The sequence below is a fragment of the Streptomyces hyderabadensis genome (assembly GCF_020404845.1).
GTDB classification, from domain to species: Bacteria; Actinomycetota; Actinomycetes; order Streptomycetales; family Streptomycetaceae; genus Streptomyces; species Streptomyces hyderabadensis.
The window spans coordinates 24,786-39,516 of sequence record NZ_JAIOJZ010000043.1 but is presented as its reverse complement, the minus strand read 5'-3'; the positions used below and the strand labels follow the sequence as shown (position 1 = coordinate 39,516).

General features: G+C 72.1%; 14 protein-coding genes. 4 read left to right on the top strand and 10 right to left on the bottom strand.

All coding sequences use genetic code 11. The features are described from left to right. The 4 genes from K7854_RS27550 to K7854_RS27535 all read left to right on the top strand — a co-directional run bounded on the left by K7854_RS27550 (window position 1) and on the right by K7854_RS27535 (window position 3,402). Window positions 1–471: a GNAT family N-acetyltransferase gene (locus K7854_RS27550; RefSeq protein ID WP_226029249.1), complete on the top strand. Its 471-nt coding sequence runs from the start codon at window positions 1–3 to the stop codon at window positions 469–471. A gap of 107 nt (window positions 472–578) precedes the next feature. Continuing rightward, window positions 579–2,033 (top strand): peptidoglycan D,D-transpeptidase FtsI family protein, encoded by a 1,455-nt coding sequence (locus K7854_RS27545; protein ID WP_226029248.1) that lies wholly within the window; start codon window positions 579–581, stop codon window positions 2,031–2,033. A gap of 92 nt (window positions 2,034–2,125) precedes the next feature. Then, a complete protein-coding gene (locus K7854_RS27540) occupies window positions 2,126–2,698 on the top strand; it encodes a SigE family RNA polymerase sigma factor (RefSeq protein ID WP_226029247.1) in 573 nt (190 codons plus the stop codon). After that, on the top strand, window positions 2,695–3,402 hold the full coding sequence (locus K7854_RS27535) for a hypothetical protein (protein WP_226029246.1): 708 nt from the start codon (window positions 2,695–2,697) through the stop codon (window positions 3,400–3,402). Before K7854_RS27540 ends, K7854_RS27535 begins: the two co-directional genes overlap by 4 nt. A gap of 11 nt (window positions 3,403–3,413) precedes the next feature. Here the strand turns inward: K7854_RS27535 and K7854_RS27530 are convergent, their stop codons facing one another. From K7854_RS27530 to K7854_RS27485, 10 genes are all read right to left on the bottom strand, one after another. After that, complete coding sequence (locus tag K7854_RS27530) at window positions 3,414–4,211, bottom strand: HAD family acid phosphatase (RefSeq protein ID WP_226029245.1); 798 nt, start codon at window positions 4,209–4,211, stop codon at window positions 3,414–3,416. A 117-nt stretch (window positions 4,212–4,328) separates the two neighbouring features. Then, the gene (locus tag K7854_RS27525) at window positions 4,329–5,459 is read right to left on the bottom strand and encodes a pectinesterase family protein (protein ID WP_226029244.1); all 1,131 of its coding nucleotides are present in this window, start codon (window positions 5,457–5,459) and stop codon (window positions 4,329–4,331) included. 89 nt (window positions 5,460–5,548) lie between these two features. Next, a complete protein-coding gene (locus K7854_RS27520) occupies window positions 5,549–6,883 on the bottom strand; it encodes a pectate lyase family protein (RefSeq protein ID WP_226029243.1) in 1,335 nt (444 codons plus the stop codon). Between the two features lie 46 nt (window positions 6,884–6,929). Beyond that, window positions 6,930–7,733 (bottom strand): rhamnogalacturonan acetylesterase, encoded by an 804-nt coding sequence (locus tag K7854_RS27515; RefSeq protein WP_226029242.1) that lies wholly within the window; start codon window positions 7,731–7,733, stop codon window positions 6,930–6,932. Between the two features lie 134 nt (window positions 7,734–7,867). After that, entirely contained in the window at window positions 7,868–9,238 is a 1,371-nt protein-coding gene (locus tag K7854_RS27510) for an ABC transporter substrate-binding protein (protein ID WP_226029241.1), read from the bottom strand. A 72-nt stretch (window positions 9,239–9,310) separates the two neighbouring features. Continuing rightward, the gene (locus tag K7854_RS27505; RefSeq protein WP_226029240.1) at window positions 9,311–10,867 is read right to left on the bottom strand and encodes a glycoside hydrolase family 43 protein; all 1,557 of its coding nucleotides are present in this window, start codon (window positions 10,865–10,867) and stop codon (window positions 9,311–9,313) included. Continuing rightward, window positions 10,864–11,709, bottom strand: a complete 846-nt coding sequence (locus tag K7854_RS27500; RefSeq protein WP_226029239.1) for a DUF6807 domain-containing protein — start codon at window positions 11,707–11,709, stop codon at window positions 10,864–10,866. The genes K7854_RS27505 and K7854_RS27500 overlap by 4 nt, the downstream gene beginning before the upstream one ends. Then, a complete protein-coding gene (locus tag K7854_RS27495; protein ID WP_226029238.1) occupies window positions 11,706–12,881 on the bottom strand; it encodes a Gfo/Idh/MocA family protein in 1,176 nt (391 codons plus the stop codon). Before K7854_RS27495 ends, K7854_RS27500 begins: the two co-directional genes overlap by 4 nt. Continuing rightward, the gene (locus K7854_RS27490; protein ID WP_159326508.1) at window positions 12,878–13,774 is read right to left on the bottom strand and encodes a carbohydrate ABC transporter permease; all 897 of its coding nucleotides are present in this window, start codon (window positions 13,772–13,774) and stop codon (window positions 12,878–12,880) included. The genes K7854_RS27495 and K7854_RS27490 overlap by 4 nt, the downstream gene beginning before the upstream one ends. Continuing rightward, window positions 13,771–14,706 carry a carbohydrate ABC transporter permease gene (locus tag K7854_RS27485; RefSeq protein WP_109031995.1) on the bottom strand — a complete coding sequence of 312 codons (936 nt, stop codon included), beginning with the start codon at window positions 14,704–14,706 and terminating at the stop codon, window positions 13,771–13,773. The genes K7854_RS27490 and K7854_RS27485 overlap by 4 nt, the downstream gene beginning before the upstream one ends. Window positions 14,707–14,731 lie beyond the last annotated feature (25 nt).

Sequence of the window (14,731 nt, the reverse complement as noted above, 5' to 3'; positions counted from 1 at the left end):
ATGCACATCGCACTGCGCGAGGTACACGACAGCGATCTGCCCGTCTTCTTCCGGCAGATGAACGATCCGGAGGCCGTGCGGATGGCGGCCTTCATAGGGAGAGACCCCTCCGACTGGGAGGCGTTCGCGGTCCACTGGGCGAAGATCCGGGCCTCCGGCGACGTCGTGCGGACCATCCTCGGCGACGGTGACGTCGTCGGCAGCACGGCGGTGTACGGGGAGCCGGGCGAACGCGAGGTGACGTACTGGGTGGACAGGGCGTACTGGGGGCAGGGCGTGGCGACCGCCGCGCTGCGGGCCCTGCTCGCCGAGGTGCCGGACCGCCCGCTGTACGCGCGCGCCGCGGCCGACAACACGGGATCGCGGCGCGTGCTGGAGAAATGCGGCTTCGTGACCAGCGCGTGGGCGCGGGGGTTCGCGGCGGCCCGCGGCGAGGAGATCGACGAGGTCGTCCTGCACCTCGCACAGTGAGGACCTCGCCGATGAGCGCGCGCTGAGAAGCATGAGAAAGATGAGAAAACGGGGCACACGGGAACGACCGCCGCCCGCCCGTTCGTCCTGTCAGCGGGATGAACGGGATGAACAAGACGATCAGGCGGGCCTCGGTCTTCACGCTGCTCCTGGTGTTCGCTCTGCTGATCAGGGCCACCTGGGTGCAGTTCTACGAGGGCCAGGCGCTCGCGGACAGCAAGGACAACCGGCGGGGCGCGATCGAGACCTACGCGGAGCCGCTCGGGAACATCGTCGTGGGCGGCCGGTCGGTCACCGGCTCGGCGCCGACGGAGGGCGGCGACCTCGCGTACAAACGCACGTACGAGAACGGCAAGCTGTACGCGGCGGTGACGGGCTACGCCTCGCAGGCGTACGCGCCGACCCAGCTGGAGGGCATCTACCAGGACGTGCTCAACGGCACCGATCCGCGGCTGAAGACCGTGCTGGACACGGTCACCGACGCCCGGGCCGAGCCGGGCAACGTGGTCACGACGATCGACCCGGACGTGCAGAAGGCCGGGTTCGACGCGCTGGGCGACACCAAGGGCGCCGCCGTGGCGATCGACCCCAAGACGGGCCGCATCCTCTCGGTCGTGTCGACCCCCTCGTACGACCCGACGTCGCTGACCGACGCCAACACCGCGGGTGAGGCCTGGAAGAAGCTCACCGGCGACCCGGACAAGCCGCTGACCAACCGTGCGCTGCGCCAGCCGCTGCCGCCGGGCTCGACGTTCAAGCTGGTCGTGGCGGCCGCCGCGCTGGAGAACGGGCTGTACGGCTCGGTGGACGAGAAGACCGACAGCCCCGACCCGTACACCCTGCCGGACACCACGACGGACCTGACCAACGAGAATCCGAACGCCCCCTGCGAGAACGCCACGATCCGCACCGCGCTGCAGTACTCGTGCAACAACGTCTTCGCGAAGATGGCCGTCGACCTCGGCCAGGACGAGCTGCGCGCGATGGCCGAGAAGTTCGGCTTCAACGACGAGACGCAGGACGTTCCGGTGCGGGCCTACACCAGCGTCTACCCGAAGGACATGAACCGGTCGTCCACGGCGCTGACCGGCATCGGCCAGTTCGACGTGACGGCGACCCCGCTGCAGATGGCGATGGTCTCCGCGGCCCTCGCCAACGGCGGCGAGCTGGTCTCCCCGCACATGGTGTCGCAGGTCACCGACAGCGGCGGCGACGTGCTGGAGGACCACACCGACACGGACGCGAAGCGGATCGTCAGCTCCTCCACCGCCGACCAGTTGCAGTCGGCCATGGAGACCGTCGTCGAGGAGGGCACCGGGTCGAACGCGCAGATCCCCGGGGCGACGGTGGGCGGCAAGACGGGCACCGCCCAGCACGGCGAGAACAACAGCAAGACGCCGTACGCCTGGTTCACCTCGTACGCCAAGTCCGACACGTCGGGCAAGGAGGTCGCGGTGGCGGTCATCGTCGAGCAGTCCGACGCGGCCCGCAGCGAGGTCAGCGGCAACGGCCTGGCGGCCCCGGTGGCCAAGGCGATGATGACGGCGGCGCTCGACGGCTGACTTTCCCGGACCTTCCCGGGGCCGCCGGGATGCGGTCTGCCGTACGGTGTCCGGCACCGGCACCCGGGAAGCCGCTGCGAGGAGAGTCCGCCGTGAGGACAGCCGACGACGCCGCCTCCGCGGAGTTCCACGCCTTCTTCGAACGCCACTATGCCGAACTGGCCCGGCTCGCCCACCTGCTGACGGGCGAGCCGGACAGCGCCGACGACCTCGCGGCGGACGCCCTGCTGGCCCTGTGGCACCGCTGGGACCGGGTCCGCGCGGCCGACCACCCGGTGGCCTACGCGCGCGGTGTCGTCGCCAACCTCGCCCGCAGCCGCGTGCGGACCGCCGTGCGCGAGCGCAGACGCGTCGCCCTGTTCTGGTCGCAGCGCGCGGAGCGGGCGGAGAACCCGGACGTCGCGGGCGTGGTGGACGTACGGGAGGCGCTGCGCCGGCTGCCGTTCCGCAAGCGGGCGTGCGTGGTGCTGCGGCACGCCTTCGACCTGTCCGAGAGGGACACGGCGCTCGCCCTGGGCGTGTCGGTGGGCACGGTCAAGAGCCAGACGTCGAAGGGGGTGGCCGAACTCCAGCGGTTGCTCGGCACCCGGGCCGCTCCCCGTGCCCCTCGGCAGGTGCGGGCGGCGATCGCGCGCAGCGGCGGCGCCGCGGGCGGGGCCCGATGACCGGGCCGCGGCGGGACCCGGACGGGGAGCTGCGCGCCCGGCTGCGCGAGGCGGCCGGGGTACACCGGCCCGACCGGGCCCGGATCCTGGCCCGGGTGGAGCGCGGCAGGGCGGCCGAGGACCAGGAGCCGGCCCGGCCCCGGCTGCCGGACTGGGTGCGGGTGGCCGGTGCTACGGCGGCGGTGGCGGGCGTGCTGGTGGCCGGCGGCTGCGCCGTCGCCTCGGTGGTGCGGGACGACGCGCCCGCACGGCACCCGGTCGCCGCCCCGCCCGGCTCGCGGGAGACCGGCTCGCCGGAGGCCGGCTCGCGGGAGGCCGGCCCGTTGTGGTCGAGCGGCGCGGTGGACCCGCACAGCAACGAGTTCTGGGCGCAGAGCAACATCACCCTGGGCACGAGCACTGCGCTGACCGCGCTCACCGTCGAACTGCGGGTGGCGCAGACCGGCTCGGTGACCTCGACCGGGGCCTGGCGGTCGCTGCCGGCGGACGACTTCACGTTCACGCTGGACGAGCGGGACGGCTTCCTCGTCTACCGGTGGACGCTCAAGGAGGGCCGGACCGTCCCGGCCGGCGAGTGGATGTTCGCCGGTCAGTACAACCACGGGCGGGGCGGCCGGGACGCGGGCGGCGACCGCTACTCGGCGGCGGCCACCGCGGCGTCCGGCCCCCTCGCGGTCCGGGGCGGCTTCACCCCGGGCGGCTGAGCAACGGCCCGCTACTCGACGAAGTACGTCGGGTTGGGCAGCTTGTAGGTGCGGTCCGCGTAGCCGCCCTGGAGGTCGGAGTACTGGTCGCCGAAGTTGGCGACGATCTCGTACCCGAGGTCCCGCTCGATGTGCCGGCGGGTGCCCGCCTTGTACTGCACGGTGGTGCACTTCCAGGTGCCCGGGGTGGCGCAGTGGGCCAGGTAGGACGGCGGGTTCGCCTTGTCCTTCAGGAAGACGTGGCCGGTGTCGAGGTTCACGTCGGCGCCGACCTTCTTCAGGTTCTCGACGGCGGCGGTGCGCTGTGCCTCGCCGAGTCCGGAGTTGTAGAAGACCTCGACGCCCTTCTTCTCGGCGTACCGGGCCAGTTCGGGGCTGCCGGGGACGGCGGGGCGGTCGGCGCGGTCGACGTAGGCGGCCCAGGTGGTGCCGTCGTAGCCGTAGTTGTTCTTCTTCTCGTAGTCGAGGCTGAGCAGCAGCGTGTCGTCGATGTCGAAGACGACGGCGGGCCTGGTGTGCTTGTGGTGCGCCGCGCGGGCGGCCCGGTCGATCTGCTGCTTCGCGGCGGCATCGATGCGCGCCAGGTCGGCGGCGTACGGGCTGTCCGGCGACGCCTGGTAGACGCCGTCGGCGTCGAGCGTGGTGCCGTAGTAGGCGTCGATGTCCTTGGCCAGCACCCCGATGTTGTACGGCTCGTGGGTGGAGTTGGCCGTCGACTGGCCTGCGGTGGCGGCGCCCGTGCCGTACAGGACGGCACCGGCGACGGCACAGGCGGCGGTGACGGTCGCGATGCGCAGTGGTTTATGCATGACACAGGTTTCTACGCGCGTCACCCGGGTGAGCGCGAGACCCGTGGCCGGATTCGCGCCCCCGTATCTGGCAAAGATCGCGTCAAGCAGGTCAAGTGCCGGTCGACGGCCGACAGGTCAGCGCCGCCGGTCGTACGGCCGCCAGTCGCCCAGGTACGCCTCCCGGGTGTGCGCGGCGGCCTCGGCGCGGCTGAGCTGGGGCCGGTTCTCGGGGACGGTGGTCGCGGCGCCGGGCCCGGTGTTGCGGTACTCGCGGAACCGCTGCTCCTGCCAGGGGTACGCGTCCCGCATGTTCGCGTACGGCGCCACCGCGTCGATGCCCGCGCCGAGGTGGGTCTCGCGCACGGTGAGCATCGGGCGGGCGGTGGTGTCGGAGCTGGGCACCCAGGGGCGGGCCAGCTTGTAGTAGCCGTCGGGGGCCTCGCTGCTGACCCGGCCGCGGACCACCAGGTAGCCGCGCGGGTTGGCGCCCGCGGTGGACGGCGCGAAGACGAAGCCGTAGGGGGCGGCGTCGAGGTCGGGCCGGACCAGGGTGCGGAAGTGGCACTGCTCGTACACCGCGGTCGCCCGGCCGAAGACGAAGTCGACGTCGCCCTCGACATAGCAGCGCTCGTAGTACTGGCGGGCGAAGAGGCCGAGGTCGCGGGTGTCGGCGTACAGGGTGTCCTGGTGGCCGAGGAAGCGGCAGTCGTGGAAGGCGGACCGGTCGCCCATGACCTTGATCGCGACCGCCTGGGTGCCGGTCCAGTCGGGCCGGTCGGCGCGCAGCCAGTCGTTGGCGAAGGTGATCGCGCGGGCGGTGAAGCCGTCGGCGCGCACGGTGGTGGTGGCCGAGCCGCTGGTGCCGTAGGTGCCGGAGCCGTCCGGCTTGGGGGTGCCGGCGGCGTTGTCGTAGACGATGACGACGTCGCGCGGGTCGCCGGAGGCGCCGATCCAGGTGGCCCCGGTGCGGTCGGCGTCGACGGAGACCGTCTCGCGGTAGGTGCCGGGGGCGAGGACGAGCGTCCAGCCGTCGCCTGCGGCGGCGTCGACGGCGGCCTGGACGGCGGTGAAGTCGCCGCGGCCCTGCGGGTCGACGTACAGGGTCTTCGGGCCGCGGCGGGCGGCGGGTGAGCCGTACCGGCCGAAGGGGCGCGGGCGGCTGTCTGCGACGGCGGGGCCGGCTGCCGCCAGGCCGAGGCCGAGGGCGGCGCCGGCGCCGGCGGTCGTCAGGAGGAAGCCTCGGCGGGAGGGGGCGGGTCGGGGCATGCGGGTGCTCCTTCACGGCGGACGAGGAGGTGAGGGGTAGGGGTGGGCCGGGGCGGTGCGGGCGCCCCGGCCCGGTTCGTGGGACGGGTTCAGCGCAGCCGGCCGGCGCCGGCCCCGTGGTCGACGGCGGAGGGGACCGCCCGGGACGGCAGGACCTTGGTGCGCAGCGTGGGCGTCCAGCCCGCGCCGGAGCGGAGGGTGGCGTCCGGGTTCTCGGCGTTGTGGGCGGCGATCAGGTCGACGGTGCGGCCGTTGACGCGGTTGTGGGCGGCGCTCAGCGGCGAGTCGTTCCAGCGCTTGAGCACCTGCGCGGGACTGACCCCGGCCGGCAGGGTGAAGGCGTTGTGCTCGGCGACGATGGCGGACTCCTTGCCGACGCCGAAGCTGTAGGCGTAGTCGTCCGAGGCCACGAAGTGGTTGTTGTAGACGTCGACCTGGCCGAAGCGGACGCGGGGCGCGCGCTCGACGAGGTTCTTGAACAGGTTGTGGTGGAACGTCGCCCTGAGGTGGCCGCGGTCCACGGCGGCGGTGGACTCGCTGTCGCTGTTGCCGATCAGGATCGTCTTGTCGTGCTCGGTGAAGACGTTCCAGGACGCGGTGACGTAGTCGGCGCCCTTGACGATGTCCAGCTGGCCGTCGTGCTGCTGGTAGAGCATGCCGAAGTAGGTGGGCGCCGCGCTGTCGGGGTGCTCGCCGTCGGTGAAGGTGTTGTGGTCCAGCCACACGTGCGTGGAGCCGTACACCACGGCGCTGTCGTACTCGGAGTTCCAGTTGCCGCTGTCCCCGTCCGTGGGGTCCCACTGGGGGAAGCAGTCGACGGGGCTCTCGAAGGTCAGGTTGCGGACGATGACGTTGTCCACGTCCTTGATCTGGAGGCTGGCCCCCTTGAGCGCGGCGCCCCGGCCGACGCCGACGATGGTGGTGTTGACGGGGACGTTCGCCTTGATGGACCGGTCCTGCTGGGCGGCGGAGGCGCGGCGCAGGCCCTCGGGGCTGTCGTCGGGCTCGGCGCTCAGGTCGGTCTCCATGCCCCAGTTCTCGGGGGAGTACTTCTCCAGGTAGGCGTCGAAGTCGTAGCCGGGCGCCGCGAAGGCCTCGCAGCCCTCCGACACGGCGTCGACGGTGCCCTTGACCTTGATGATCCGCGGGGCGGTGCCCTCGACGGCGAGGGCGGCCTTGAACTCGGCCCAGGTGGAGACGGTGTACACGTGCTCCGCGTCGGCGGCGGCCCCGCCGGTGGTGCCGGAGCCGTGGGAGGCCCAGCCGTCGTTCGCGGGCAGCGTCTGCCGGGCGGTGTCCCGGGGGTGGTGGTGGCCGGGGCGGGCCTCGGCGGTGGCGGCGGTCAGGCTCAGTACGAGGGCGGTGCAGCCGACGAGTGCGGCGCTTCTCTCAATGGCATGCCCATGCCATCCACGGGTGTTCATGCTGCGGCTCTCCCTTGCTCTGGGTGTGGGTCGACGGTCGTCGGTGTCACGCGGTGGCCGGTGCGGGCCAGCTGATCCAGGACTCGGGGATCTCCTCGTCCAGCCGGCGCACGTCCCGGTGCGCCAGTACACGCCCGCGCAGCAGCTCCCGGGCGACGAGCCGGGCGACCGCGATCGCGCCCGGCGGATTGAAGTGGGTGTTGTCCTGCTCGGTGGCGGTCCAGTTGAAGTACGCCTTGGTCGCTTCGGCACCGAGCCGCTGCCACAACGCGAGCGACAGCGCCTGCACGTCGAGCAGCGTCACACCCTCCCGCCGCGCGAGGGCCCGCATCGCCGCCGGGTACTCGCCGTGGCTCGGCACGGCGTTGCCCGCCGCGTCGAACCGGCGCCGCTCCACGGGCGTGGCCAGCACCGGCCGCGCCCCGCGGGCCCGCGCGCCGTCGACGTACCTCCGCAGGTAGTCCTGGTACGTGGTCCAGGGCTCGGTGTAGCGGGTGGGGTCCTCGGCCTTCTCGTCGTTGTGCGCGAACTGGATCAGCAGGAGATCGCCGGGCCGGACCGCGCCGAGGACGGCGTCCAGCCGCCCTTCGTCGACGAAGCTCTTGGAACTCCGCCCGTTCACGGCGTGGTTGGCGACGTCCAGCTCCTTGCGGAGGAAGAACGGCAGGGCCATGCCCCACCCGGTCTCGGGCGCGGCGTCGGAGTACTTCTGCGCGGCGGTGGAGTCACCGGCGATGTAGAGGGTGCGGGGGCGGTGGCGTCCGCCGGCTCGGGCGGTACCGGTGGCGGCGAACGCCAGGGGAATGGAGGAGACGGCGGCAGCGGCGACCTGTCTTCGGCTGAGTGACACGCGGGGTACCTTTCAACGAAGGGTGGGACAGCCCCCTTGGGGGCGCGGGGAACTGCGCGACAAGCCACAGGCGGCCCGCAGCCCGCGACGAACCACGGACCGCCCACGGCGAAACCCGGAACCGAACCCGCCGGCTAACCCATCTGCTCCGTCCACTCGGCCTGCGCCTCATTCAGCTTCTCGGCCAACCCGTCCAGGAAGTCCTTCGCACTCATGTCACCCAGCAGCACCTTCTGGAACCCCGGCTCGCTCTCCGACTTGGACAGCGTGTTCCAGTCCGGCAGGTAGTACGGCAGCTGGACGATGGTCGTCGACCCGTCGTTCAGCGCCTGCGCCGCCAGCTTCGTCGGCTCCGCCTGCTGGATCCACGCGTCGTTCGCGGCCTCGGTGTTGGACGGCACCTGCCCGGCCGACTCGTTGAACTTCGAGTTCTGCTCCTTCGACGTGGCGAACTCGATGAACTTCCAGGCGGCCTCCTTGTTCTTCGAGCTCTTGAACATGCCGAGCCCGTCGACCGGGTTGGAGACCTGGACCCGCTTGCCGGAGGCGCCGACCGGCTGCGGGATGCCGCGGAACTTCTCGACGCCGAGCGCCTTCACGTGGTCCTGGTAGGAGCCCAGGTTGTGGTTGACCATGCCGATGGTGCCGGTGTCCCACTGGGCGACCATCTTGGCGAAGTCGTTGTTGACGTCGGCGGCCGGCGTGACCTTCTTGTAGAGGGCCGCGTACTTCTCCAGCGCCTCGACGTTCTTCGGGTCGTTGACGGTCGTCTTCTTCTTGTCGGCGTCCCAGAACGAGGTGATGCCGGACTGCCCGTACATCGCGTCGAACGCCTGGGCGATGGATCCGGAGCCGCCGCGGATGGTGTAGCCGAACTCGTTCTTGCCGGCGTCGGTCAGCTTCTCGGCGGCCTCGTAGAACTTGTCCCAGGTCGTCGGCGCGTCGAGCCCGGCCTTCTCGAACAGGTCGGTGCGGTAGTAGAGGACGCCGTTGTTCGCGGAGGTCGGCATCGAGTAGAGGGTGCCGTCGCCGCCGCCGGCCGCCTTGAGGGACTCGACCATGTCCTTGTTGAGCTTGCCGCTCAGCGGGGACTTGGTGAGCCGCTCGTCCAGCGGCTCCAGAGCGCCCTGGGCGGAGAAGCCCGCGAGCATCGACGCCGTCACGCCGCCGACGTCCGGCAGGCCGCCGCCCTGGATGGCGGTGTCGACCTTGGACTGGTACTCGGTGGCGGCGATCCCGACGTACTCCACGTCGATGTCCGGGTTCGCCTTCTCGAAGTCGGCGATGATCTCCTTCCAGACGGCCGTGCGGATGCCGCCGTTGTTGTCCCAGAAGACGATCTTCCCCGTGCCGCTGCCCTCGGCCCCCTTGTCGCCGCCGGCCCCGCTGCCGTCGTCACCGCAGGCGGTGGCGGTCAGCGCGAGCACGGCCCCCAGGGCGACGGCGGCGGACGTGCGGCGCCTGACTGTGCCTTTGTCTCTGCTGCTGAGCATGCTGATCCTCATTGGTCGGCTCTCTTCTTCCGGGTCTGCTGGGTCTGCTGGATCCGACAAAGCGGTGGAACGACAACGTGGGGGTCAGTGGGTGCGGTGGGGCCCGACGCGGAACCGCGTGAAGGTGGCGGTGCCGGCCGGTCCCGGTCCGGCGGGTGCGAGGGCGAACAGGCCGAGCAGTGCGCCGACCCAGCGCCAGGGCGTGGCGGCGAACTCCCGGCCGACGGGATGCGGACCGTCGTCGAGGCCGGCGCCGCCGAGGTCGTAGGAGAAGCGGCAGCGCGCCCCGGGGACCGTCTCGATCCGCAGCCGGGCCCGTCCCCCGGGTGCGGGGCGGGGCCGGTCGGCGTCCCGCTCGGCCTCGGCCACCGACTCGGCGAACCGGTGCACCAGGTGCACGCGCCCGTCGGCGTCCCGCTGGAGCCCGATCCAGCGGTAGGCGTCGCCGAGCACCGCGAGCCCGGCCCGCGCCCCGGGCTCCGCGCCGTCCAGGCGCAGCTCGACCTCGATCACCGCGGGCTCGCCGGGGAAGCGCTGGGTGAGGACGCTCGGCAGCAGCCGCAGGTCGTGCGCGTCGGCCGTGCGCACGCAGGCGAGGCGCAGCCCGTCCCCGGCGTGCCGGGTGGCCCAGCCCTCGCGGGGGTTGGCCGTCCACGACCACTGGCGGCCGAACCGTCCGCCGGGGAAGTCGTCGTCGGTGGCGGGCGCGGCGGGCGGCTGCGGAGGCAGCGCGGGACGCGGGTGCTCGGTGACCGGGGCGCCGTCGTCGCCGAGGACCGGCCAGCCGTCCGGGTCCCACCGCATCGGCTGGAGGTGGACCACCCGCCCGTACGCGCCGCGCTGCTGGAAGTGCAGGAACCAGTCCTCGCCGGAGCCGGTGCGCACCCAGCCGCCCTGGTGGGGGCCGTTGACGCCGGTGTCCTTCTGCTCCAGGACGGCCTTCTCCTCGTACGGCCCGAAGAAGTCGCGGGAGCGGAAGGCGCCCTGCCAGCCGGTCTCCACCGAGCCGGCCGGGGCGAGGATCCAGTACCAGCCGTCGTGCCGGTAGAGCTTGGGGCCCTCCAGGGTGAACCAGCCGGGGAGCCGGTCGGCGTCGACAATCACCTTGCCGTCGTCGAGGAGCCCGGTGCCGTCGGGGCGCATGCGGTGGCCGGTGAGGCGGTTCTTGATCCCGGAGCGGGAACGGGCCCAGGCGTGCACGAGGTACGCCTCGCCGCTCTCCTCGTCCCACAGGGGGCAGGGGTCGATCAGACCCTTGCCCGCCTTGACCAGGTGGGGCGCGGTCCACGGGCCCCGGATGTCGGGGGCGTTGACCTGGAAGAGGCCCTGGTCCGGGTCGCCCCAGAAGATCCAGAAGCGGCCCGCGTGGTGGCGCAGGGACGGTGCCCAGACGCCGCAGTCGTGGCGGGGCTTCGCGAACTCCCGCTCGGGCTCCAGGCGCTCCAGGGCGTGCCCGACCAGGGTCCAGTCGACCAGGTTCCGGGAGTGCAGCAGCGGCAGTCCGGGGACGCGGCCGAAGCTGGACGCGGTGAGGTAGAAGTCGTCACCGACGCGGACGACGTCCGGGTCGGACCAGTCGGCGTTCAGGACGGGGTTGGTGTACGTCCCCGGGGTGCCGGGGACAGTCTCGGCGGCGGTCACGGGCTCACCGCCTTGCGTACCAGGGCGGCGGCACCGTCCGCGTCGAGGCGGCCGTCGGCGACGACGGTGACGATCCGGCGGACCAGGGTGTCGCGCGGGGCGACGGCCACCCGGTCGTCGTGGGCCAGGGAGGACCCGACGCCCGGGTACTCCTCGGTGCGCACGAACCACGGGTCGCGCCGGGTGGGTGCGGTGGCACCGGCGAACACCAGCGACCAGGTCTCCCCGGTCATGGCGAGCCAGTCGGCGCCGCTGCCATGCACCGCCCGCTCGCCGTCCCGGTCCGCGGTGAAGACCCTGGGCGCCGCGCTCTCCTTGCGGGCGCGCCAGAAGAAGCCGCCGTAGGCCGCGCCGGGGCGCCCGTTGGTGGCGGGGCTGCCGATGGTGAGCGGGTTGGGGGTGACGTTGGTGAGCGAGAAGGTGAAGTCCAGTGCCCAGGCGGTGGCGGTGAGTTCGGTGGCCGCGACCGTGCGGCGCTCGCGCAGCAGCTCGGTACCGGCGGCGACCCAGCGCAGCTCCTCGACGAAGCCGTCGGGGTCGCGGAGCTGGAAGGAGGTGTGCCGCTGGGTGCCGTGGTTGTCCAGCTCGGTCGGCCCCCGGCCCCGGACGAAGGTGCGCCCGCCCCAGAAGTTGTGCCCCTCGACGTCGGGAACGGCGACACCGACGCCGAGGTGGTGGAGGTGGTCGGCGGGGCTGAACTCGGTCACGGCCGTGCCGGCCAGGGTGGTGACGGGGTGCAGGTACGGGCGCGGCGAGAGCCGGCGGGGCAGCTCGGGCCGGGTGACGTACCGGGCGACGGGGCGGCCCGCCACGCGCAGTACCGGGGAGTCGATGCCGGTCATCGGGTGCTCACCTCGTGTCGCGGGTGCTCGGTGCGCGGCGCCCAGGGCGCGCCCAGTTCGGAGTAGAGGCAGAGGGTGTCGGCGGCGGCGGCCACGAGGGCGTCGATGCCGGGGACCACCCGGCGCCCCTCGCCGGGGACCCGGTGCCAGGCGGCGGCGGGCAGCGGTTCCGGGTCGGGGGCCCGGCGGATCGCCTCGACGACCCGCATGAAGGCGCCGGTCTCCGCCGGCGGGACCAGCAGCGGGGTCCCGGTGGTGAGGTGGTCGACCAGGTTCTCCAGCAGGTCGGTGCGGCCGTGCTGGAACTCCTCGGGGCCGTGGCCGCCGCGCTGGAGCAGGACCCGGTCCTGCTTGTACCAGAAGGTGACGCGCCCGCTGGAGCCGTGCACCAGGACGTACGGCTCCTCGGCCCGCTCCGCGCACAGGGTCGCGGCGACGGTGACCCGGTGCCCGCGCGCGGTGCCGATCCGCACGCAGGAGGTGTCGTCGGCCTCGATGTCGTTGGCGTGGCTCAGCTCGGTCTCGATACCGGTGACGTCCTCGGCGCGGGCGGTGCCGCCGAGCGCGAGGGCGGTGGCGACGGCGTGCGCCAGCGGGTTGGTCAGCGCGCCGTCGATCACGTCGGCGCCGTTCAGCCGCCGCTTGCCAGACCAGGCGGCCCGGCGGAAGTAGGCCTCGTCGCGCACCCACGCACCGGCCGCGCCGATGCCCACGACCTCCCCGATGGCGCCCTCGGCGACCAGCTCCCGGATGGCGGGCACGGCGTGCGAGCCCAGCGACTGGAACCCGATCTGGCAGGCGACCCCGGCCTCCTCGACCCCGTCGGCCATCCGCCGGAACTCGTCGTACGACGGGGCCGGGGGCTTCTCCAGGAGCAGGTGCACACCCCGCCGGGCGGCGGTCAGGGCGAGGTCGGTGTGGGTGGGGATCGGCGTGCAGATCACGGCGATCCGGGCGCCGGTGGAGTCGAGCAGGGCACCGAAGTCGGCGGACTGCTCGGGCAGTTCTCCCCCGGCCTCCTGCTCGGTCAGCGGGGTCAGCTCGCAGATGCCGGCCAGCCGGACCAGTCCCGCCCGCTCCAGACGGCGGAGGTTGGCGACGTGCCAGCGGCCGTGGCCGCGGGCGCCGGCGAGGACGACGGGGACCGGGCTCGTCCCGGGGACTGCACTCATCCCTTCACCGCCCCCGCGCTGAAGCCGGTGATCAGCCACTTCTGGATGAAGGCGAAGACGATCACGACGGGGACGGCGGCGACGATGCCGCCCGCGGCGAGCGCGCCGAGGTCGACGCTGTCCGCGCTCATCAGGGAGTTGAGGCCGACCGGGATGGTCTGCTTGTGCTGGTTGTTGAGGAACATCAGGGCGAACAGGAAGTGGTTCCAGGAGTGCACGAAGGCGAAGGAACCCACGGCGATCAGCCCCGGCCGCAGCAGCGGCAGTACGACGATCCTAAAGGCCCGGAACCGGCCGCAGCCGTCGACCCAGGCGGCCTCCTCCAGGGAGTACGGCACGTTCTTGATGAAGTTGCTGATCAGGATGATCGACAGCGGCAGCTGGAAGACCGTCTCGGCGATGATGACGCTGCCCAGCGAGTTGATCATTTGGAGCCCGGCGAAGATCTCGAACAGCGGCACCAGGAGCAGCGCGCCGGGCACGAACTGGGAGCAGAGCAGGGCCAGCATGAAGACCCGCTTGATCTTGAAGTCGAACCGGGCGAGGGCGTAGCCGCCGGCCAGTGCGACGAGCGTGGTCATCACCAGGGTCGCGAGCCCGACGTACACGCTGTTGGTGAAGTAGGTGCCGAAGCCGCGGTCGGTCCACACCTTCTCGAAGTGCTCGGTGGTCATCGGCCAGGGCACGAGCGAGGTCGAGCCGGCCGGGCGCACCGCGAAGAGCAGGATCCAGTAGAACGGGATCAGGGTGAAGACCAGGTAGATCCCGAGCGGCAGGTAGATCTGCCAGCGGGGCACCTCGTCCCAGGCCGGGCGCTTCTTGCCGGGCCGCGTCGGCGCGGGGGCGGCCGGGGCGGGGGCGGGGGCGGCCGCGACGGCCTCCTTGGTGATCACTTGTTCTCGCCTCCGAACTTGCTCAGCCGCAGGTAGACGATCGAGCAGAAGAGCAGGATCACGAACGCGACCGTGGTGAGGGCCGACGCGTAGCCGAAGTCGTGGGCGTCGACGCTGGTGTTGGCGATGTACAGGGGCAGCGTCGTGGTCTCGCCCGCGGGTCCGCCGCCGGTCAGGGTGTAGAGCAGGTCGACGTTGTTGAACTCCCACACCGCGCGCAGCAGCGTGGACAGGATGATGGCGTCCTTCAGGTGCGGCAGCGTGATGTGCCAGAACTGCTTGAGGCGGCTGGCGCCGTCGACCTCGGCGGCCTCGTACAGGTCCTTGGAGACGGACTGGAGGTCGGCGAGGATGAGGATCGCGAAGAAGGGCACGCCCCGCCAGAGGTCGGCGACCACCGCCGCGGAGAACACGGTCGAGGTGTCGGAGAGCCAGCTGGTGCCGTACGAGCCGATGCCCATGTCGGCGAGGTAGCGGGTGACGCCGGTCTGGGAGTTGTAGAGCAGCACCCAGATCGCGGAGGTCAGCACGCCGGAGACGGCCCACGGGGAGAAGACCATGGCCCGCCCGATGCCCCGGCCCACGAAGGTCTGGTTGACGATGAGCGCCAGTGCCAGACCGAACAGCAGCTGCAGTCCGACCTCGACGAAGACCCACTTGGCGCTGAAGACGAGGGTGTCCCAGAACACCGGGTCCTCGGTGAAGATCTTGACGAAGTTGTCGAAGCCCGCGAAGCCGTTCCGCCACGGCTTGGTGGGGTTGTACTCCTGCAGGCTGTAGTAGAAGACGCTGATCACCGGGTAGGCGATGAAGCCCAGCATCAGCAGGGCGGCCGGTCCGATCAGCAGGTACGGGAGCCTGCGCGGCGTGGCCGAGGCACGGCGCCGCCGGGGTGGCGCGGGCGGTTTCGCCACGGCTGCGGCTTGGGCCATGACAGTTCTCCGTTCTAGTACGTCT